Raw genomic sequence first — 19845 nt, forward strand, 5'->3', positions numbered from 1 at the left:
GTCTGTTTATAGAGGCTACCAGCGCTTCATAGAGAACGGGTCTGCCAGGCAGCAGGGGATGAAAGTGGCACAGGAGCAGGGGCAACCGGGGGAGCTGTTCCTGACGGCTGTGCGATCGGAGGCTAGTGATAAAACTTGGTTAAGTTAACCTGAAGTTACTTTTTTGAGAACCCCTCACGGCATAGCATGTGGCAAACCACCGCTGAACTGAGAGACAGAACTTAAATTACGTTGTGTATCGATTTAGTGTATCTGCCGATCGCTCACGGGGTGTGTTGATTAACCCTGGTGAATACTACGCTCTTGCTTTAGCACATTAGATTTGCTAGACCTTCCCGGCTGCCCCACCGCCTGTTCATAACCCCTGGCTATGACCCAAACGTCGCTCTCGATTCAGCAAACCTTCCACTCTCTGGAACCGTTTGATCGGCTGCCTGCCGAGGCGTTACAGCAGCTCTTGCAAACCGCCCAGCCCCTCAGGTACCGCGTTGGTCAGCCGTTGCTGCGGCGGGAGGTATTGACCCAGCAGGTGATTGTGCTGCTAGAGGGGCAGGCCCGGCTGCTGGGTTACGACCCGCGCAGCCAGCAGCCGGTGACCCTAGGGCGCTTTAGCCGGGGCGAAATGCTGGGGGTGATCAGCTTAATTCGCGGGGTGCCCTGCGAAACGGTAATCGCCTCCAGCGAGGTGCTGGCCCTCACCCTGCCGTCGTACACATTTTTGAGTTTGCTCAACGAGTATCCAGAGTTTGGTGGGGAGGTGCGCGATCGCGTCTATGCGATCGAGGCCTTTGACCTAGTGGCCGAGCATGCCAAAACCCATGCCCTCGATGTGGGCGATCTCAGGGCCAAGGCCCAGACCGTCTGTGACGAATCGGCGATCGTCACCCTGCCCACCGGTACCAACAACCTGGCCCAGCTCGATCGCGCCCTGATCTGGGTGCTCAGCGGTGGCACGGTGCTCAACCTGCCCGTGGGCTCAACCCTGGCGCTCGATCGCCCCGTGGAGATCCTCAGCCCCCAAGGGGCGCGGGTGCTGGGTATGACCCCGGCGGTGCTGGCCGAAACCCTGCCTGAACCTTCTGCGCTGGAGCCAGAGGCCGTTGCTCGATCGGTAGAGGTGCTGGATGTCAACAACATTCCCTACGCCACCGAGGCTGATCTAGTGCCCCGCGCCCAGCCGTCATCGACTCTAGAAAAATCGCCCAGTCGCAGCTACCCCTTCGCGCGGGGTCGGGGCGAGGTCGACGGGGCGCTGGCCTGCTTCGACATGCTCAGCCAGCAGTTCTCTATGCCCTTTCGCAAGGACGTGATTCGCCGCATTTTGGCCAACCAGCACGAGCGTATGGGCCAGCTGTCGCTGCCGATCTGCGGCTCGGTGAGCGAGATGATGGGCCTTAAAACCCAGCTGGTGCGGGTGCCCGTCGGGGCCTTTGGTCGGCTCAACACCCCCTGCCTGATCCGCTGGCAGGAGAGCTTTGCGGTGCTCTACGAAACCAGCGAAAAAGCCTACATTTTGGGCGACCCTGAGGTGGGCGTGATTCGCCGCACCCCCGAGAGCTTTGCCGAGGCTTGGGGCGAGGGCGGCGAAGTGCTGTTGTTAGAACCCACCCGCGAAACTCCCCAGCAAAAGTTTGGCCTTCAGTGGTTTTGGCCCTCAATTCAAAAGTACCGCTGGGTGCTGATTGAGGTGTTTGTGGCCTCGTTCTTTGTGCAGCTGTTTGGCCTGGCCAACCCGCTGATGGTGCAGATCATCATTGACCGGGTGATTGTGCAAAACAGCGTCGATACCCTGCAAGTGCTGGGCGTTTTCCTGGTGGTGGTGGCCATTTTTGAGGCCCTGCTCACCAGTTTGCGCACCTATCTGTTCGTCGATACTACCAACCGCATCGACATGGCCCTGGGGTCGGAGATTATCGACCACCTGTTTCGCCTGCCCCTGCGCTACTTTGACAAACGCCCTGTAGGCGAACTCTCCAGCCGCATTAACGAGCTTGAAAACATTCGCCAGTTTCTCACCGGCACGGCGCTGACGGTGGTGCTCGACGCGGTGTTCTCGGTGTTGTACATCGTGGTGATGTTCATCTACAGTTGGGTGCTGACCCTGGTCGCCCTGGCAACGATTCCGCTGTTTGTGCTGGTGACGGCGCTGTCTGCACCCATTGTGCGCAGGCAGCTGCGCATCAAGGCCGAGCGTAACGCCTCTACCCAGTCACTGCTTGTCGAGTCGCTGTCAGGTATTCAGACCGTCAAAGCGCAGAATATTGAGCTGCGCACCCGCTGGAAATGGCAGGAGCGCTACGCCGAGTACGTTAGCGCTGGGTTTAACACAGTGCTCACCTCCACCACTGCCAACTCGGCCAGTAACTTTCTCAACAAGCTCTCGGCCCTGCTGGTGCTGTGGGTGGGGGCCTACCTAGTGCTGGAGGGGCAGCTCACCTTAGGTCAGCTGATCGCCTTTCGCATCATCTCGGGCTACGTGACTGCGCCGATTTTGCGCTTGGCCCAGCTGTGGCAAAACTTTCAGGAAACAGCCCTGTCCCTGGAGCGACTGTCTGACATCATCGACCATCCCCAGGAGACCGAGGCCGACGAGGCCAACCAGATCCCGATGCCTGAGATTGCCGGGCAGGTCACCTTCGAGAATGTGGCCTTTCGCTTTGCGCCCTCGGGGCCGCTGCAATTGGCCAGTGTCAGCCTGGAGTTTCCAGCAGGAATTTTCATCGGTGTGGTGGGCCAGAGTGGCTCGGGTAAGAGCACCCTGATGAAGCTGCTGCCGCGCCTCTACGAGCTAGAGTCGGGCCGCATTCTGATCGACCACTACGACATCAGCAAAGTCGAGCTGCACTCCCTACGGCGGCAGATCGGCATTGTGCCGCAAGACAGTCTGCTGTTTGAGGGCACCATTCAAGAGAACATCTCACTCACCAACCCCGACGCCGAGCCCAGCGTGATTATTGAAGCGGCAAAAATTGCCTGCTGCCACGACTTCATTATGGATTTGCCCCTGGGCTACAACACCCGCGTCGGCGAGCGGGGCTCGACCCTCTCGGGAGGGCAGCGGCAAAGAATTGCGATCGCCCGCACCATCCTCCAAAACCCCCGCCTGCTGATTCTCGACGAAGCCACCAGCGCCCTCGACTACGACACCGAGCACCAAGTCTCAATGAACCTCAAAGGCTGGGCCGAAGGCCGCACGGTGTTCTTCATCACCCACCGGCTCAACACCATTCAGCAGGCCGATCAGATCTTGGTAATGGAGCAGGGCTCAGCGGTCGAGTTAGGTACCCACGCCGAACTGATGGAACTCCAGGGCCGCTATTTCACCCTCTACCAGCAGCAGCTCAGCGGCGTTTAAGCCATAAATTTTGAATGTTTAGTTTTTAGTTTTGAGTTAATCTCCGTTCTCTCAATTCAAAATTCAAAATTCAAACCTCAAAATTCAAAACTCTCCATCTCCCCTCACCCCCTACTCCCCCACTCCCATGGTTCGCATCAACAGCATCCCCCCCACCCCCGGCCCCGACCCCAACGGCGATGCCGTGCTGGCCAACCAGCCCTCGCGGCAAAAGGTACAGTTCGACAAGCCGGTGATTTTGCGGCAGTCGCCTCGCTGGTCGCGAGCGGTGGTGTGGAGCCTGGTGGGGGTGACGACCTTTACTCTGGCCTGGGCCTGTTTGGCCAAGTTTGAGGAGGCCATACCGGCTCAGGGCAAGCTGGAGCCCAAGGGCATGGTGCAGCCGGTGCAGGCTCCGGTGGGCGGTGTGGTGCAGGAGGTGCTGGTCAGCGAGGGGCAAGCCGTGGAGGCCGGTGACCCCCTGCTGCGGTTTGACCCTGAAACCACCCAGGCCCAGCTCACCTCGTTGGAAACCATTCGCACCAAACTGCGAGAAGAGAACGCCTACTACAAATCGCAGCTAGCCGATGATCTCGATGCCAGCGCTCCGGTGGATATTGCCCCTGGCCTGGTGCAGCTGACCAGTAACCGCGCCGCCCTGGTGGCCGAAAACGCCCTCTACCGCGCCCAGCTAGCGGGGGACGTGACCGGGGAAAGCTTGCCTATCGCCCAGCGCGATCGCCTGCGGGCCGCCACCGCCGAACTCAACTCGCGCCTTAGCATTGCCAACCTGGAGGTGGATCAGCTGCGTCGCCAGCTCACCCAGACCGAGGCCCAGCTGACTAATGCCCGCGATGCCCTGCGGGTCAACCAAAATATTCTCGATCGCATTCGACCGCTGTATGAGGCGGGGGGCTTGGGCGAAATTCAATACCTTCAGCAGGAACAGGAGGTGAACAACCGCCAGACCGAGGTCAACCGCCTGGTAGAAGAGGCCCAGCGGCTAGAGCTGGCGATCGCCCAGGCCCAGGAGCAGTTTCGCAACACCACCATCGCCTCCCAGGATGAGTTGCAGCAGCGCATCGCCGCCAACGACAACCAGATTGCCACCATCGACAGCCAGCTAACCAAAACCATTCTCGAAAACGACAATCGCCTGCAAGAGCTTGACAGCCAGATTGCCCAGCTCCAGCAAACCCTCACCTACCAAGAGCTGCGCGCCCCGGTGAGCGGCACCGTGTTTAACCTCAAGGCCAACCAGGCGGGCTACGTGGCCAACTCCACCGAGCCGATTCTCGAAATTGTGCCCAGCGATGCCCTGGTGGCGCGGGTGTTTATCACCAACCGCGACATTGGCTTTGTGCGCGAGGGCATGGAGGTCGATGTGCGCATTGACTCGTTCCCCTACAGCGAGTTTGGCGATGTGAAGGGCACTCTGACCCAAATTGGCTCTGACGCGCTGCCCCCCGACCAGATCAACCCCAACTTTCGCTTTCCGGCAGAAATTACCCTGGGCGATCAGGTGATTGCGATCGACGGGCAACCCGTGAAGCTGCAATCGGGCATGTCGCTGAGCGCCAACATTAAGACCCGGCCCCGGCGGGTGATCACCATCTTCTCTGACCTGTTTGTGCGCAAAATCGACACGATGAAGACGGGCGGCTAGCAGCCAAGACAGGCTCACAGCTTTGAAAACTGCGGTGTGAGGTGTGGGGGGTGTGCTGCCCCCCTGCTTCTGCACTTTGAATCCTCCGTTCAGCCTAGCTTCCAACGGTCAATTCTCCCCTCGACTGATGCATTCATAGAAAAAGCAGACTAAGTCATCCCGATTTGATAGAATAGCGTCTATGTAAAAAGTGCCGTTGCTTGATTGGGGAGGTTGTTCGTTGATTCATGCCACGCTGCACCAGCTTAAGGTTTTTGAAGCAACTGCCCGCCACGGCAGCTTTACCCGGGCCGCTGAAGAGCTCTACCTGACCCAACCCACGGTGTCGATTCAGGTGAAGCAGCTAACCAAGGCGGTGGGGCTACCGCTGTTTGAGCAGATCGGCAAGCGCCTCTACCTCACCCAGGCAGGGCAAAAGCTGCTAGACACCTGCCAGGAAATTTTTGACGGCCTCGACCAGTTTGAGATGGCGGTGTCTGATCTAAAGGGGCTTAAGCAGGGTCAGCTGCGCCTGGCGGTGATCACCACGGCCAAATATTTTGTGCCTCGGCTGCTGGGGCCGTTTTGCCAGCGGTTCCCCGGCATTGATATCTCGCTAAAGGTGACGAACCACCAGCAGCTTCAAGAGCGCATGGCCACTAACGACGACGATCTCTACATCATCAGCACGCCGCCCGAGCAGCCTGACCTCAAGATCTACCCCTTTCTCGAAAACCCCTTGGTGGTGCTGGGGCCACAGGATCATCCGCTGGTGGGCAAGGCGCGATCGCCCATCAGCGTCCTCGATGGCGAGCAGTTCATCATGCGCGAGCCGGGGTCGGGTACCCGCCACGCGGTGCAAAAGCTGTTTGCCGAGCACGACGTGAATGTGAAGGTGCGCCTGGAGCTGGGCAGCAATGAGGCGATCAAGCAGGCGATCGCAGGGGGCTTGGGCATCTCGGTGCTGTCGCTGCACACCATTATTTCTGAGGGCACCCGGGGCGAGTTTGCCATCCTCGACGTTGACCACTTCCCCATCGATCGCCACTGGTATGTGGCTCACCTGGCGGGTAAGCAGCTCTCGGTAGTCTCCCAGGCGTTTCTAAACTATCTGCTAGAAGAAAGCCACACCCTAGTAGAACATCTGCTGCCGGGAATTAACCGGGCACCCGCTGCGATCGACCCCAAGGGCGCAGAGCTACTGACCAAGGTCTAGCCAGAACAGGTGAGGCAACTTAAACCTCCTTCAAAAATAGATCTCGATCTTGGCTAACCAATAGACCCATTATCCTTTGTTGGGGATCTCCACTTTTCTATATTTCACCCTGAGTAGGGCTGGAATGTTTAATTGGCTAGTTGGCGCTCTACAGGCCACAAATATCCCGCTGATTCAGCCTTACAAAAGCTTTGGATGGGTTATGCGAGATTGCGCTAGGTTGTGAACAACCCAGGAGTAAGCAATGACAGACAAGACTTCTCCCAATCGAGGGCGTTGTAGATGTGGGCAGGTTCAATTTGAAGTAGATTCAGAGCCGCTGATCACGATGGCCTGCCACTGCACTGGCTGTCAGCAAATGACATCTAGCGCCTTTTCGCTGAGCGCTCTTTACCCCAGCGAAAGCTTCAACATTACATCGGGTAGCCCGGTGATTGGCGGTCTGCACGGGGCTACCCGCCATTATTTCTGTGGCCACTGCATGAGCTGGCTGTTTACCCGGCCCGAAGGTCTAGATGACTTCGTTAATATCCGCGCTAGCCTTATGGAAGATGCTCAATCGTTCAGCCCGTTCATTGAAACCTATACTGACGAGAAACTACCCTGGGCGACAACACCTGCCACCTATAGCTTCAGCAAATTTCCGCCACCAGAACAGTTTCCAGCGCTATTGGCAGAGTTTGCAAAGTGATGGGGCCGCCAAAAGCGAATCTTGTGCTTCGAAGGTAGGGGTTAGCTCGGTAGGCGCAGCGCTACCGTGTAGGACGGGCGCTGAGATTTTTCTCGCTGGGTTTTGACTAGGCGAAAATCTTGATCAATATACAAATTGTCTAGCTGAGGTCGAGCCTTAGAAATCTGTTGGTACTGCTTGGCGGTAACGCGGGTAGTGCTCCGGCTGGGTATCGAAGTTTGTCGCTGAGATTCGGGCTGCTTTTGATATTTGTCTACCGCTTGCTCAAACCAGTTTTGAGCGGTTTCAGCACTGAAGGAACGGGAGCCAATGCGCAAAACCTGCTGAATGCAGACATTCTGGATTTCCCAATATTGATCACCCGATCGCCCTGGCATTAACGGCTGATTGGGTTTGGCTGGGGTTTGAGATTGGACAGCATAGCTCTGCATAATCATCAAATCGTAGCTGAGTAACCAGCGCGAAACCCAGCTCAAAATTGGGGCTTTGCGGCCTGGTTTGTAGCGGGCTAAGTTGGCATAAAAGCCGTGATCACTAAAGATTTGGTAAGACTCATGGAGCACGCGCCCTGGCAAAATATCTTGAAAGGGATTAGTAGACCAAACTGAATGCCAAACCCCTTTGAGCAGCGGAATTTGTTGATGCAAATCAGGGGTGGGATTTCGCTTTTCTAACTCGTTGAAGAGGGGCATGAGAGTCTGGTTGGCAAACCGAACTTTTTTAGCCATTGGCTCTGCCTCACGCTCGTCTACCTGTTTGATTAGGCTGGTTTTTAGGGTGGCGGTGCTGGCTTTGGCTAGGGCAGCGGGCTCGAATGGGGTATCTAATACAACAGAGTCCATATCCAATTCGGTTTCCAAACAGTGAGTGTTAGGTATGGCGATCGCCAATCAAGGCCGATCCTTCACCACTTCATTGCTAAGCAAAGGCTGAATCGCCCAGGGAGGGGGGCACATCCTGCCACCGACCGTTGCCTACCGCCCGCACCGCTTCTTTGAGGCTGACATCTCCTGTGTAGAGGGCGCGGCCCACAATGACGCCGGTGACTCCCTGACTCTCTAGGGCCAGCAGACTGAGCAGATCGCGCAGGGCACCGACGCCGCCAGAGGCGATCACCGGCATGGACACGGCCTCGGCCATGGCCCGCATGGCGGCAATATTTGGCCCTTGCAGGGTGCCGTCGCGCTGGATATCGGTATAGATCACCGCCGCTGCGCCGCGCTGCTCCATTTGCTGGGCGAGGGCGATCGCCTCAACCTCCGACGTTTCGAGCCAGCCGCGCGTCGCCACTTTGCCGTCGCGGGCGTCGATGCCAACGATGATCTGGCCAGGGAATTCGCTGGCTAGATCGCTGACCAGCTCAGGGTTCTCGATCGCAGCCGTCCCCAAAATGGCGTAGCGCACCCCCAGAGAGAAGAGATCGGTGACGCGGGCGCGATCGCGCAGTCCGCCCCCCACTTCGATGGGAATATCTACCGCTTTGGCAATGGCCGCGATCGCCAGCCAGTTCTCGGGTTTACCTGATTTAGCCCCATCGAGATCCACCAAGTGTAGCCGCGTGGCCCCTTGATCTACCCACTGCCGCGCTACCTCCACCGGGTTGTCGTTAAACACCTCGGTTTGGGCGTAGTCGCCCTGGTACAGCCGCACACAGCGACCGTCAATCAAATCAATAGCGGGAATAACTTCCATGGGTAGCGGAGACGTAAACGTTCAGCAGAATAGCCTATTCATTCTATCGGGCTATACCCTATTCACCGGCCCCAAATTCCCGTAGACTCCTAAATGCGAATCACCACCGCCCAAACGTAACGACACCATGCTAGACCTGACTGGTAAAAACGCCCTGGTAACGGGCATTGCCAACAATAAATCGATTGCCTGGGGCATTGCCCAACAGCTGCACAAAGCCGGGGCCAACCTGGGCATCACCTACCTGCCCGACGAAAGAGGCCGGATGGAAGGTAAGGTCAAAGACCTGGTTGACCCCCTCAATCCCAGTCTGTTTTTGCCCTGCAACGTGCAGGATGAAGCCCAGGTCGAGCAGGTCTTCAGCACCATTGGCGAAAAGTGGGGCAAGCTCGATATTCTGATTCACTGCCTAGCTTTCGCCAACCGCGATGACCTGACGGGTGACTTCAGCAACACGTCTAAAGCAGGCTTTCAGCTAGCGCTGGATGTCAGCGCCTACTCGTTAATTACCCTGGCGCGCGGGGCTAAAGCGCTCATGACCGATGGTGGCAGCATCGTCACCCTCACCTACCTGGGCGGCGCGCGGGTGGTGCCCAACTACAACGTGATGGGTATTGCGAAAGCGGCGCTAGAAATGAACGTGCGCTACTTAGCCTCTGAGCTTGGCCCCAACAATATTCGCGTCAACGGCATTTCCGCTGGCCCCATTCGCACCCTGGCGTCGTCAGCGGTGGGCGGCATTCTCGATATGATTCACCACGTCGAAGAAATTGCTCCCCTGCGCCGCACCGTGACGCAGACCGAAGTAGGTAACACAGCGGCATTTCTGTGCAGCGACCTATCGACGGGCATGACTGGGCAAATTCTTTATGTCGATTCTGGCTACTGCATCATGGGCATGTAGGGGTAAGCGCAGATCCCAGGGTTGCATGACAGGTAGACCCTGGATAAGGCCAAAAGAACCCTGGGATCTGGCTGCTGAAGATGGCTGAGTCCAAGCTAGCTAGAATAGAGCCTGGAATTGCAGGAAATAACTCGACGGCAGTATGACGAGAGCTTTCCTTGGGCCTAGGCTGTGGACGGTGGTGGGTCTGGTGGCCGTAGGTGGACTGCTGCGTGTTTCGGTCGATTGGCGACTGCTGGGGCGATCGCTTACCTACCCCGACACCCCCATCACCTCAGCGGCCTGGTATCGGCCTCAGCAGCTCGTTCCCGGCGTTGGCCCCCAAGCCCCATCGCTGGCGCAGGTCGAGACAACCGAGATTTCTCCCAGAGCCCTGCAAAGGGCCTTGGACTTTGCCGAGGAGCAGAATTCGGTGGCGCTGCTGGTGATGCACCGCGATCGCCTAGTGGTCGAGCAATACTGGCAGGGCCACCAGGCCAGCGACCCCGTTAACTCCATGTCGATGGTCAAAACCCTGCTGGCGCTGCTGATTGGCGTGGCGATCGATGAGGGGCACATCGGTTCCATTCAAGACCCTGTCGGCACTTATATTTCAGAATGGGCCGACGACCCCAGAGGCGCTATCACCCTGGCCGATCTGCTCTACATGCAGTCGGGCCTGCGCAACGACAACCGCATCGACACGCTGCGATCTGACCTGGTGCAGCTCTATGGCGGCTCAAATACCCAAAAACTTGTGCTGGATATTCCTTTAGAAAGCGCTCCTGGCCAGGCGTTTGACTACAGCAACTTCAACTCACAACTGCTCAGTCTAGTGCTAGAGCGAGCCACAGGAGAATCCTTTGGCGATTACCTGAGCAGCCGCCTCTGGCAGCCGCTGGGCGCGGGGGATGGCTTTCTCTGGCTCGATCGCCCTGGAGGAAGCGCCAAACCCTTTTGCTGCTTTTTTGCCACTGCCCCAGACTGGGTGAGGCTGGGGCAAATGCTGCTGCACCAGGGCAAAGTGGGCGATCGCCAAATCATCCCCGCCGATTGGCTAGCGCAAATGCTAGAAGCGTCGCCCCTGGAGCCGACCTTTGGCCTGCACATCTGGCTCAAGGCCCGCACCGCCGACTACCCCCAGGTCAACCGAGCTTCGTCAGCTCCCTTTGCTGCCGCCGACACGTTTTACCTCGACGGTCGCCACCACCAGCGGGTGTACGTGATTCCATCAGAAGAGCTAGTGATCGTGCGACTGGGCGAAGAGCCTCCCGCCTGGAACGATGCGGTGATCGTGAATGCGATCGTGGAGGGGCTGCGGCGGCCATGAGGGGGGGCGCAATGTCCTGTTTTAGTTTCACCCTGCTGTTTGGCGGCATTCCTGCCCTGGAGCGAGGGGCTCAGCGTTTGGCCGATGCCTCTGCCACCGGGCTGAGCTGGCCTCTGGGTCTGCTGGGCCTGGGAGCGATCGCCCTTTATGGCCTGATAGCCCTACCCTTTGGGCTGAAGAATGGGTTTTTGGTGCGACAAAATGCCGCTGCTACCCCGCTCGGTCTGGGGCTAGATGCGCTGCGCCGTTTCATTGCCCCCGCCCTGCTCGAAGAAACGATCTTTCGCGTCATGCTGCTGCCCCACCCGGTAGAAGGAGTGCCCGGCGATCGCTGGCTGCTGTGGGGCATTGTCAGTTTTGTGGCGTTTGTTCTGTACCACGTTTTGCTGGATAGAACCCTGTACCGAGGAACTGGAGCTGGCCTCTCTGACCCTCGCTTTTTGGTGCTAGCAGGCTGGTTGGGGCTAATACTGATCGGCGCGTACTGGATTACGGGATCGCTTTGGGTGGTGGTGCTGATGCACTGGGTGGTGGTGCTGGTGTGGGTTTATCGCTTTGGCGGCTGGGCGCGGCTGAGTGGTGTGAGGGCGGTTCGGGGCAGAGAACGCAAGCCGATCGCGCCGTTTCGGTAGTGAGCGGCCTGCGGTGGTAAGGCTAGGGGAATATGCAGGAATGACGATGCGATCGCCCAAAACTTTACCTAGGCACTCTTAAATTCCTGTGGCACAATACCCAGCGGAGCATTGCAGACCAGTGGGTGGCCCTAGCGCCGCCTGCGACAGGTTATCTGTCGCTGATGTTTATCTAAAGGAAAGCAAGGGTGTTCCCTATGTCTTTGACTGATACTGATTTGTCGCCTAACCAAGATTTTTTCAACGAAGAAGAAGCCATCGTTGAATTTACCCCCAACGAAGCCTTCTTCAGCAGCACCAGTGTGCTAACTCTGCTGGCGGCTTTCGACCCTGGCTTTGCTGACCTGGTGTCCGACTTCGCCAGCGCCCTACCCGATGCTACCGGCCAAATTTCTGTGGAGGATGGTCTGTTTGACGCCAACCTGCTGCTGGCCGATGGCACGGCCCTAACGGGCACTTTTGATGCCCCGACAACGCTGCGAGGCTTTGCCGATCTGGCCGCTGTCTCAGATGGCACCTTCACCCTAGATGGGGGAATTTTAGAGGCGGCGATCGCCACGGACGACCAAACAGCCACCGTGCTCGGGTTTGACCTATCTGCCGCCGCTGGCACCTTCGTGCTGGATGCCATCAACGCCATTGATGACACCGTGCCCTTTGCCAACGGTGCGTTTACCCTAGACTCGGCCACGGCCCTCGGCCCGATTAGTGGCACCGTCGATGTGGCCGGAGGCGATCTCAACCTCGATTTGGCCACGCCCTTTGGCCAGCTAGTGGCCGACATCGACTTTCAAGATGACGCGGTTGTCCCCTTCGCTGCGGCGCTGCCGCTGGTGGGCGACATCAACGGTGCCGTTGACCTCAACAGCGGCAATATTGTGGCATCCCTAGGTGCCTTTGGCGATCTGTCGGTGCCCCTCTCGGCGGTGACTGGGTCGTTGACGCTGGCTGACGGGCTGGCTAGTTTGGATGCTTCAGTGCCCATCGGCTCTGGCCTGAGCCTGCCGGTAGCGACCGATTTCGCTATTGGGCCTTTGGCCAGCGAATATGTGGCTGAGTTTGTTCAAGATCTAAATGGCACCGGCACGCTCACCGATGGCGTGCTCGATGCTGCGATCGAAGGCCCCCTGGGCCTGTTTGAGACCACCTTTGACGTAGTGGCCTTCACCAATCAGGGAGCCGACTTCTTTGCCGGTATCGATGGCGTGATTGATGTCAGTGGTGGCATTGCTACGACTTCTTTGATTACGCCCCTCGGCGACATCAACGACAGCCTTGACCTAGCGACCATAGCACCAGCGTTGGAAGCTTCTGCTGCTGCGCCGATCTAGGCGATCGCAAATCCTCTCGGACAAAGCTATAGGAGGGTGCATGATCCTTTCAGGATCGGATTTTGACCATTGCACCCTCTTTTTGTTGCTTAGACTAGCCTGGCCTATACCTTGGGTTAACCATTGCTGCGTTGTGCGTCTGCATCACCCTGAAAGCCCAACGCGCCCCTAGGCTCCCTGAGGTGTTTCTTGCCAGAGCTGGGTGGTTTGGCGCAGGCTGCGGAAGTCACCGTTGCCAATAATTAAATGGTCGAGCACCGGCACAGCGAGAATCTGCGCCCCCTGAAGGAGCTGACGGGTGAGCGAGAGGTCGTCGGGGGAAGGTTCGAGGTTGCCTGAAGGATGGTTGTGCGCCACGATGCAGCGCACCGCACCGTGGCGAATCACGGTTTTGAAAATTTCTCTTGGGTGAGCCAGGGTTTCGGTGGCGGTGCCGATGGTGATCACCTTGGTGCCCATCAGCCGGTGGCGCACATCAAGCAGTACCACAGCAAAGCGCTCCTGGGCCTGCCACATCAATTCGTGGCTGAGAGCGGCGGCGGCAATGGCGGGGTCGTCCACGACGGTTTTTTCGGGCGGAATCGCTTGCAGCACCCGTTTCCCCAGCTCAATGGCGGCTAATATGGTGGTGGCTTTAGCCGGGCCAACGCCTGAAATTTGCTCCAGATCGTGGGCCGATACATCCCTTAGCGAGGTGAGCGGATCGCGCTGATTTTGCCCCATTTCTTGCAGAATAAGCTGGCCAAGCCCCACTGCTGACAGCTTACCTGGCCCCTGGCCTGTACCCAGCAAAATGGCCAGTAGCTCTGCAGCCGAGAGGCTTTTAGCTCCGTAAGATAGCAGCCGTTCTCGCGGGCGATCGCTCGACGGCATGTCTAACATGCGGACATGGTAGGTCATGGTGGCACCTCTGGTAGCTGGGCCAGAGGCCCATTGCTAGTAAGCCCAACCGCTGTGGGATAATTCACCCCCGAAACAGACAACAGAGAACTCCCTATGACCACTTCGTCCTTTCCCTCCGCTGCTGCGATCGCCGCCATTCGCCAGCGGCTGGGCCAGTTTAGCTGCCTGACTACGCCACCGACCCTCAGCGATGCCGAAGCTGCCCAGGTGCGGGCTGACCTGAGCGACTTTAACGACTGGTCTGATTATCAAACTCTGGGCATTTGTGCCGATACCTTGGCTGAGGGGCAGCAAGCCCTGGAGTCATTTTTGAAAGCCCTTAGGGTTACCGTCAGCCTAGACCTGCCTGCCCGTGAGGGAGCGATTTATCTCAAGTTCAACACCCTCAAAGGCGCGTGGTATTTGGATGATTACAGCGGCCCATCGCGTGGGGTGCTCATTACCTTTCACACCTCTGACCCCGAGGTAACTGAATTGTCGGGCACCTACGGCCCGTTTCCGTTCGACCTGTTCCCAGCGCAGCCCTAGTTGATTGGGGTTAAGGGCGCAGCAGAAAGGCTTCAGGTAGAAGTGTGTTCCTCTTCTACCTGAAGCCTTTCTGCTGACATGTTCTGCTTGGCCAGTGCTGATTTACCAGCCGCCGCTGCCCCACTCGCGGCTGGTTTCTGGGGCGGCTGCGATGGGGATAGCACGGGGAATATCCTGCATCACCTGCACCTGAATCACCTGGTTCGGCTCAATGACAACGTACTGGGGAGAGGTGCCCACCACGGTTGTGGCCCCGACCAGAGCGCCGCCGATTAGACCGATGCCGCTAAATCCGGTCAACAGCAGCAGAGCTAGGGCCCCTAATCCCGCCCCAGCGGCCAGGCGTGGGCTGCTCACCTCGGTGTTACCCACCATGTATTCAGTAGTGCTGGCAAAATCGACCTGCTGCCCGGTGGGGGCAATCAGCATTTTGCTCACCCAGCGCTGGCCCTGGGGGGTTGGTTCAAACTGGCCAATGAGCTGACTGCCCGCCGGGGCGACAACGCCGTTGGTGATGGGGTCACGAATGTCGTGGGCCAGCAGCAGTACCTGGTTTTGGCTGGAGCTGGCGTTGAGATCGAGGGGCTGATCGCCGACGTAGCGCAGCTCTAGCACCGTGCCCGCTGCTACCAGCGTGTCGGGGGAAAGGGGGCGATCGCTAGAAGCCGGGTTAATAGCGCTGGGTAGGGCTGCCTGGTCGCTACTACCGGGCAGGGGGCTGCCAAATAGAACGGTTTCTCTAGCTGCGGCCAACATCACCGGACTCGATGGGGGAACTACAGTACCCTGGCTGGTGGTAGTTGGAGCAGTGGGTACGGTCAGAAGATTGGGGTCGGTGCCAGCTAACTCAACGGGAACCGTGGCCAGCGGGGGTGGCTCTTGGCTAATCGCGTCGGGCTGAACGGCGATCGCCCCAGCAGGTTGGGTTTCAACCATTGCCGTCTCTGCGGGCAGTTCTGGTAGGGGCGGTGGGTCGGCAGCAATTACCGGAGTCTGGCTGCTGGCTTCATCCGCCGGGGCTGTGGTTGGAGCTGCTGCGATCGCCTCTGCGGGCGGTTCTGGTAAGGCTGGGGGGTCGGCGGCAATGACCGGAGTCGGGCTGCTGGCTTCGACAGGAGGGGCAGGGGTTGGAGCCGCCGCGATCGCCTCCGATTCGGTCGCCTCAGGCTCTACCGCTGGTTGCCCAGGGGTTGGCAGCTCAGGTGGAGTGACCGCAATGGGCACACCGCTGGTCTCGGTATCGATCGCGGGCGCAGCCGGAGAGACAGGGGAACTGGCTGGCTGGGTTGCCACTGCTTCGGGGCTAGGGGTAGGAGCTGCGGCAACCGGTAGCTGGGCGGTGGGGACAGCGCCCTCGGCCAGCGACGGTGGCTCAAAGGTCAGCACCGAGCCGGTACTGGCGGGAGGCTGTACGGCGGGCAGGGGGGCGATCGCTGTCTCAGGCTGTGCTGCCCCAGCGATCGGCGGTTCGGTCGAGGCTAAGCTTGGCCCTTGGGGCGCAGTGGCCACTGGGCCGATCACCGCGTCAAGTTCAGCCAGGCTGGGCACCGATATCTGCTCTCCGGGTTGCCCGAGGTTGAAGGGGTCTACGGGCAGAGTTTCAGGCAGGTTGGTCAGGCTGGCAATATCGCTGGGCAGCATCAGGTTGGCCGCTGAGGTGCTCAGCCGTCCAGTACCCGCCTCCGGAAAGCCTAGTTGTGGGTCATTTCCTGGAATCACCGGCAGTTCCACAATCATGGAGTTACTGTCTGGTGCAGGGGCGCTGCTGGGCACAGACGCCGTAGGGGCAGTGGCTGAGGCGGTGAGCACCCAGCGGGTTTGATCACCTGCGGCGATAGAAATCAGGCTGATTCCCTCTGCGGCTAGCTCGGCATCGGCGACCAGGTCGAGCACCACCACGGTGGCATCGTTCACCTGGCTGAGGCTCACTTGACTCACAGCCCCGCTGTAGGTTTGCTGGGTGGTTGCCGTTCCCAACTGGGTTTCGGGCAAGGTCACCACAATCTGGGAAGCGTCCGCTGCGACGGCGTACTGCGGCGTGATGCCGCTGGGCAGGGTAAAGGTTAACTGCTGGGTTGCTGGGTCAAACTGCCAGGCGGCCAGGGTTTCGGCCTGGGCGGCGGGGCTGATAATTAGCAGGGTAGACACCATCAGACCAGCGCCTGCCCAGCCACCCAGACGGTAGCCGGTACGTGATGTAGGAGAATGGTGGGTTGGGTATGCCATGGGTTATGTCTCCCTCTAGGGCGGTGTGAGTGTGGAGTGAACGCAGTTGCCAATGATTTCCTTGGCAAACGCTAGATGCAGCGTCAAACCTAGGTTTGCCTAGCCTAAATACAGCGTGAGCCCAAAGCCTAACTAAGGATACGCACAATCTCGAGAATTGCAAGGGGTAGAGGAAAGTTTAAGCAGGTAAAGCTCAGAGAGCTGAGGCGATAGGCAGTGGGGGGAACTTGTGGGGCAGCGATCGCGTCGCGCACAACAGGGAATTGCTTTTGGGGTTAAGCAATCTTGCGGGCTGGTCTGAATTTCAGCCGCCGGGGCACCCTGAGCAAAGATGTACTCACACGCAAAATCGACTTCTGGAGGCAGCACACCATGGTTCGTTCTACGACTAGCTCGTTCACTAAAGTACTCATGGGTGGGCTAGCCACCGCCCTACTGACCGGGCCGTTTGGGGCCGTCGGCCAAGCCCAAACCCAAACTCCAGAAAGCACCCCTGAAACGACTCCGGCAGAGTCCGCTGAGGCGGATACCGCACCGCGCTTCACCTGTCAGATGCAGGATGGGCAATACACCGTAATGTATTCCCCCACTAGTCAGCCGGGGCAAGCCTACCCCTGGGCAGTACCCCAAGATATGGGCAGTGCCTGGCCTGCCGAACGCCGCTGTGCTACCATTAGCGCCCGTCTGGAAGAGTACCGTCCTGACGGTCTGATGGCGCTTGAAACCTCGGTAGAAAATGGTTACAACACCGTCTGCGTCACGACTGAAAACACTCCTGGCTGCCGTATCGTATTCACCGTGCCCCCGGGGCAAGATGCGACCGCAACCCGCGATCTCGTGTTTGACAACCTGGCGATCGCCGACCGAGGCGACCAAACCGACGGGGTCACCACCTTTGCGGGCGGCAACAGCGACGTGCTAGGGCAAATTGGCAATATTTTGGGTCTGCCCAGTTCCGCCAGCAGCCCGCGCAGCAGCGGCATTAACCTTAAGCCCTTTCTCGACCCCACCGATGGCGGCACCGGCGCTCGTCTGAGCGGCGGCAGCCCTGCCGGTCGGTCTCTTAACCCCGATGCGTTTCGCTAGAAGCGCTAATTCGGTTCGGGTGGAATGACTAATGACTCAACTTTGATGACTCAATAGCCCACCATACATATCGCAGGGTGATAGAAATTGCCCTCACCCTTGCGACGATAGCGCTGACTCAGGTACCTGAGCCAGCGCTGCTGCTGTCTATAGCCAAAACCAGCATCATGCCGTCAAAGAATCCCCAGCAGGATTGGGGATGACACCATCGCCCCCAAGGCCAGTGGGCAAGGGGCAAGGCTTCGTGGTAATCAGAAGGCAGTAACGGCGTGGTTTTATGTTTATCCCTCCCGGTTTTATCCAGCGATCGGTGGCCCTGAGTTTGGGCACCGTAGCCTACACCGAAGCCGACCCCAACTTTTGGCTTGCCCCCCCAACCTCGTCCGTACCCCTGCTGTTTATCCACGGCTTTGGCGGTGGGTCGTCGAGCTACGAGTGGTCTAAGGTATATCCAGCCTTTGCCGCAGAGCACCCGGTACTGGCCCCCGATTTGATTGGCTGGGGGAACTCCGACCATCCCGATCGCCCCTTGACCACCGCCGACTACCTGAGCCTGCTGAGTGAATTGATCGAACTCTGCCCGGCTCCACCCGTTGTCATGTCTTCATCCCTTAGCGGGGCCATGCTGGTGAGGGTTGCCATCGATCACCCCGATCGCCTGCGAGGATTGTTTTTGGTGGCCCCGGCGGGGCTAGCCGACTTTGGCCAAGACCCCAATGATTCGGTGATCAACCAGATTGTGAAGCTACCGGTGATTGATCAGGTGCTCTATTGGAGGGCGATCGCCACCGCCGACGGCATCAAGCTGTTCTTGACCCAGCGCCAGTTTGCCGATGCCAGCAAAATTTCTGACGACATCGTAGCGGCCTACCTGATGTCGGCCCAGCAGCCCAATGCCGATGTCGCTGCCCTCGCCTTTGTGCGAGGCGACCTGAGCTTTGATCTGGCTACCTACCTGCCCCAGCTCACTACCCCTACCGCCCTGCTCTGGGGCAAAGTAGCCCAACTCACTGACGTGTCGATCGGTCGCCGGTTCGCAGCCCTTAACCCCGCTGCCATCCGCCGCTTTGAGGTGCTGCCAGGGGTGGGGCTGACCCCCCAGCTAGAGCAGCCTGGGGTCACTATTGGGCTGATTCAGCAATTTTTGGCCGATTTGGCCGAGTAGAGTTACTCCAACCCTTTGAAGCCAACTCCAGTGAGCACCTTACCCTCAGTGTCAATAAAGCCCCAGCGGTTGTCGATTTGCACCCGCGCGTGCCCTTCCGAAAACCGCCCGGCATTGGTGTACTGAGGTTCTACGACCCAAGCTCCCTTAGGGTCAATATAGCCATAGAGCCCATCTTTCTGAACGGCAGCCAATCCCTCGGAAAAATCGGCGGCGTAGGCGAAGCTGGGGGCAATGGCGACCTGGCCGGTGCGGTCGATGTAACCCCACTGGCCCTCGATCAGCACTGCCGCCAGCCCCTCCGAAAAGTCTGAAGCAAAGGGTAGGGTGGCCTCGACCACCGTCGCCCCAGAGATATCGATGAAGCCAAAGTTAGAGCCTCGGCGTACCCGGGCTAGACCCTCAGAGAAACTAAAAGCTCCGTCGTAGCTGGGGGCGATCGCCATCGTGCCGCTAGGGTCAATGTAGCCGTAGAGCCGATCGACCCGCGCCACCGCCAGCGATTCAGAAAAACTCCAGGCATCCTTCAGCTCTAGGGGAATGGTGGTGCGGCCTTCGGGGTCGACGTAGCCGTAGGTTTCCCCCAGCTTCACCAGGGCGCGATCGCCCACAAACCCTTCCGCCAAGTCAAACTGGGGCTCAATCACCCACTCACCCTGGAGATTGATATAGCCATACTTGGTGCCCCCCTGCACCGCTGCCAGCCCTTCAGAAAACGACTTGGCCTTGCGAAACTGCACCGGTATGGCCCACTGACCCTGGCGATCGAGGTAGCCAAAGTAGGCTCCGGCTTGGGCAACCGCCAGCCCCTCGGCGTAGTCGGCGGCCATAGTAATATTTTCGTCGCCAACCCTAACGCTCAGGTTGCCCTCGCGATCGATATAGCCCAGGCTCGTGTTGAGGCGTACCAGGGCCACCCCTTCGGCAAAGTCTGAGACGGTATCGAACAGCAGGGGGCTAGTCATCGCGCTGGCCAGAGCAATGGGTTGAGGGTTTATGAACTCTAGCATTGTGGTGGTCGGCTGCGGCGTGCCGCCCAAGGCAGCCGGGGGCGGCCCACAGGCCACCAAGGTCGGCAGTGCCAGGGCTACTCCGCCCCAGCCCCACGTCCGCCGTTGTCCGGGCGATCGCGCCATAAAATTCTCCTGGCCTCAGCCCCAGTCCTGCAATAGCAACTTCTCTA

At 58.9% G+C, this 19845-nt stretch carries 16 protein-coding genes; 11 read left to right on the forward strand and 5 right to left on the reverse strand.

The genetic code is table 11. From position 1 onward, the window contains the following. The first annotated feature begins 370 nt into the window (after window positions 1-370). The 4 genes from H6G07_RS20140 to H6G07_RS20155 all read left to right on the forward strand — a co-directional run bounded on the left by H6G07_RS20140 (window position 371) and on the right by H6G07_RS20155 (window position 6886). Complete coding sequence (locus tag H6G07_RS20140; protein WP_073610081.1) at window positions 371-3355, forward strand: type I secretion system permease/ATPase; 2985 nt, start codon at window positions 371-373, stop codon at window positions 3353-3355. Window positions 3356-3482: 127 nt separating this feature from the next. Then, window positions 3483-5000: an HlyD family type I secretion periplasmic adaptor subunit gene (locus H6G07_RS20145; protein ID WP_084173416.1), complete on the forward strand. Its 1518-nt coding sequence runs from the start codon at window positions 3483-3485 to the stop codon at window positions 4998-5000. A 220-nt stretch (window positions 5001-5220) separates the two neighbouring features. Next, entirely contained in the window at window positions 5221-6195 is a 975-nt protein-coding gene (locus tag H6G07_RS20150) for a LysR family transcriptional regulator (RefSeq protein WP_073610082.1), read from the forward strand. Between the two features lie 244 nt (window positions 6196-6439). Beyond that, window positions 6440-6886, forward strand: coding sequence for a GFA family protein (locus H6G07_RS20155; RefSeq protein WP_073610083.1), 447 nt, complete (start codon window positions 6440-6442; stop codon window positions 6884-6886). A gap of 41 nt (window positions 6887-6927) precedes the next feature. Here H6G07_RS20155 and H6G07_RS20160 read toward each other — a convergent pair whose 3' ends face one another. Then, a complete protein-coding gene (locus tag H6G07_RS20160) occupies window positions 6928-7728 on the reverse strand; it encodes a hypothetical protein (RefSeq protein ID WP_073610084.1) in 801 nt (266 codons plus the stop codon). 76 nt (window positions 7729-7804) lie between these two features. Further along, a complete protein-coding gene (hisA, locus tag H6G07_RS20165; protein WP_073610085.1) occupies window positions 7805-8578 on the reverse strand; it encodes a 1-(5-phosphoribosyl)-5-[(5-phosphoribosylamino)methylideneamino]imidazole-4-carboxamide isomerase in 774 nt (257 codons plus the stop codon). Window positions 8579-8705: 127 nt separating this feature from the next. On the opposite strand from hisA, the gene fabI reads away from it, so the two are divergent. The 4 genes from fabI to H6G07_RS20185 all read left to right on the forward strand — a co-directional run bounded on the left by fabI (window position 8706) and on the right by H6G07_RS20185 (window position 12754). Next, window positions 8706-9482 (forward strand): enoyl-ACP reductase FabI, encoded by a 777-nt coding sequence (gene fabI / locus H6G07_RS20170; protein WP_073610086.1) that lies wholly within the window; start codon window positions 8706-8708, stop codon window positions 9480-9482. Window positions 9483-9624: 142 nt separating this feature from the next. After that, window positions 9625-10791 (forward strand): serine hydrolase domain-containing protein, encoded by a 1167-nt coding sequence (locus tag H6G07_RS20175; RefSeq protein WP_073610087.1) that lies wholly within the window; start codon window positions 9625-9627, stop codon window positions 10789-10791. 11 nt (window positions 10792-10802) lie between these two features. Then, a complete protein-coding gene (locus H6G07_RS20180) occupies window positions 10803-11423 on the forward strand; it encodes a CPBP family glutamic-type intramembrane protease (RefSeq protein ID WP_073610088.1) in 621 nt (206 codons plus the stop codon). Between the two features lie 197 nt (window positions 11424-11620). Further along, entirely contained in the window at window positions 11621-12754 is a 1134-nt protein-coding gene (locus tag H6G07_RS20185; protein WP_073610089.1) for a hypothetical protein, read from the forward strand. 168 nt (window positions 12755-12922) lie between these two features. Here H6G07_RS20185 and radC read toward each other — a convergent pair whose 3' ends face one another. Continuing rightward, window positions 12923-13654, reverse strand: coding sequence for a RadC family protein (gene radC / locus H6G07_RS20190; protein WP_073610090.1), 732 nt, complete (start codon window positions 13652-13654; stop codon window positions 12923-12925). 96 nt (window positions 13655-13750) lie between these two features. Between radC and H6G07_RS20195 the strand changes: the two genes are divergently transcribed. After that, window positions 13751-14185, forward strand: coding sequence for a DUF1824 family protein (locus H6G07_RS20195; protein ID WP_073610091.1), 435 nt, complete (start codon window positions 13751-13753; stop codon window positions 14183-14185). A 102-nt stretch (window positions 14186-14287) separates the two neighbouring features. Here H6G07_RS20195 and H6G07_RS20200 read toward each other — a convergent pair whose 3' ends face one another. Beyond that, a complete protein-coding gene (locus H6G07_RS20200) occupies window positions 14288-16411 on the reverse strand; it encodes an AMIN domain-containing protein (protein WP_084173420.1) in 2124 nt (707 codons plus the stop codon). 372 nt (window positions 16412-16783) lie between these two features. Between H6G07_RS20200 and H6G07_RS20205 the strand changes: the two genes are divergently transcribed. Together H6G07_RS20205 and H6G07_RS20210 are read left to right on the forward strand one after the other, a co-directional pair. Beyond that, window positions 16784-17497 carry a COP23 domain-containing protein gene (locus H6G07_RS20205; RefSeq protein WP_199312277.1) on the forward strand — a complete coding sequence of 238 codons (714 nt, stop codon included), beginning with the start codon at window positions 16784-16786 and terminating at the stop codon, window positions 17495-17497. A 277-nt stretch (window positions 17498-17774) separates the two neighbouring features. After that, complete coding sequence (locus H6G07_RS20210) at window positions 17775-18662, forward strand: alpha/beta fold hydrolase (RefSeq protein ID WP_073610094.1); 888 nt, start codon at window positions 17775-17777, stop codon at window positions 18660-18662. Between the two features lie 2 nt (window positions 18663-18664). Here the strand turns inward: H6G07_RS20210 and H6G07_RS20215 are convergent, their stop codons facing one another. After that, the gene (locus tag H6G07_RS20215) at window positions 18665-19798 is read right to left on the reverse strand and encodes a WG repeat-containing protein (protein ID WP_199312279.1); all 1134 of its coding nucleotides are present in this window, start codon (window positions 19796-19798) and stop codon (window positions 18665-18667) included. Window positions 19799-19845 lie beyond the last annotated feature (47 nt).

Origin of the sequence: Phormidium tenue FACHB-1052, assembly GCF_014696675.1 — a bacterium.
Classification (GTDB): Bacteria; Cyanobacteriota; Cyanobacteriia; order Phormidesmidales; family Phormidesmidaceae; genus Nodosilinea; species Nodosilinea tenuis_A.

What these genes read in the sequence shown, in the direction of transcription:
- H6G07_RS20140 (WP_073610081.1), top strand. Translation starts at nt 371, where the DNA reads ATGACCCAAACGTCGCTCTCGATTCAGCAAACCTTCCACTCTCTGGAA.
- H6G07_RS20180 (WP_073610088.1), top strand. Translation starts at nt 10,803, where the DNA reads ATGTCCTGTTTTAGTTTCACCCTGCTGTTTGGCGGCATTCCTGCCCTG.
- H6G07_RS20155 (WP_073610083.1), top strand. Translation starts at nt 6,440, where the DNA reads ATGACAGACAAGACTTCTCCCAATCGAGGGCGTTGTAGATGTGGGCAG.
- H6G07_RS20210 (WP_073610094.1), top strand. Translation starts at nt 17,775, where the DNA reads ATGTTTATCCCTCCCGGTTTTATCCAGCGATCGGTGGCCCTGAGTTTG.
- fabI (WP_073610086.1), top strand. Translation starts at nt 8,706, where the DNA reads ATGCTAGACCTGACTGGTAAAAACGCCCTGGTAACGGGCATTGCCAAC.
- hisA (WP_073610085.1), bottom strand. Translation starts at nt 8,578, where the DNA reads ATGGAAGTTATTCCCGCTATTGATTTGATTGACGGTCGCTGTGTGCGG.
- radC (WP_073610090.1), bottom strand. Translation starts at nt 13,654, where the DNA reads ATGACCTACCATGTCCGCATGTTAGACATGCCGTCGAGCGATCGCCCG.
- H6G07_RS20145 (WP_084173416.1), top strand. Translation starts at nt 3,483, where the DNA reads ATGGTTCGCATCAACAGCATCCCCCCCACCCCCGGCCCCGACCCCAAC.
- H6G07_RS20215 (WP_199312279.1), bottom strand. Translation starts at nt 19,798, where the DNA reads ATGGCGCGATCGCCCGGACAACGGCGGACGTGGGGCTGGGGCGGAGTA.
- H6G07_RS20160 (WP_073610084.1), bottom strand. Translation starts at nt 7,728, where the DNA reads ATGGACTCTGTTGTATTAGATACCCCATTCGAGCCCGCTGCCCTAGCC.
- H6G07_RS20195 (WP_073610091.1), top strand. Translation starts at nt 13,751, where the DNA reads ATGACCACTTCGTCCTTTCCCTCCGCTGCTGCGATCGCCGCCATTCGC.
- H6G07_RS20185 (WP_073610089.1), top strand. Translation starts at nt 11,621, where the DNA reads ATGTCTTTGACTGATACTGATTTGTCGCCTAACCAAGATTTTTTCAAC.
- H6G07_RS20175 (WP_073610087.1), top strand. Translation starts at nt 9,625, where the DNA reads ATGACGAGAGCTTTCCTTGGGCCTAGGCTGTGGACGGTGGTGGGTCTG.
- H6G07_RS20205 (WP_199312277.1), top strand. Translation starts at nt 16,784, where the DNA reads ATGGTTCGTTCTACGACTAGCTCGTTCACTAAAGTACTCATGGGTGGG.
- H6G07_RS20200 (WP_084173420.1), bottom strand. Translation starts at nt 16,411, where the DNA reads ATGGCATACCCAACCCACCATTCTCCTACATCACGTACCGGCTACCGT.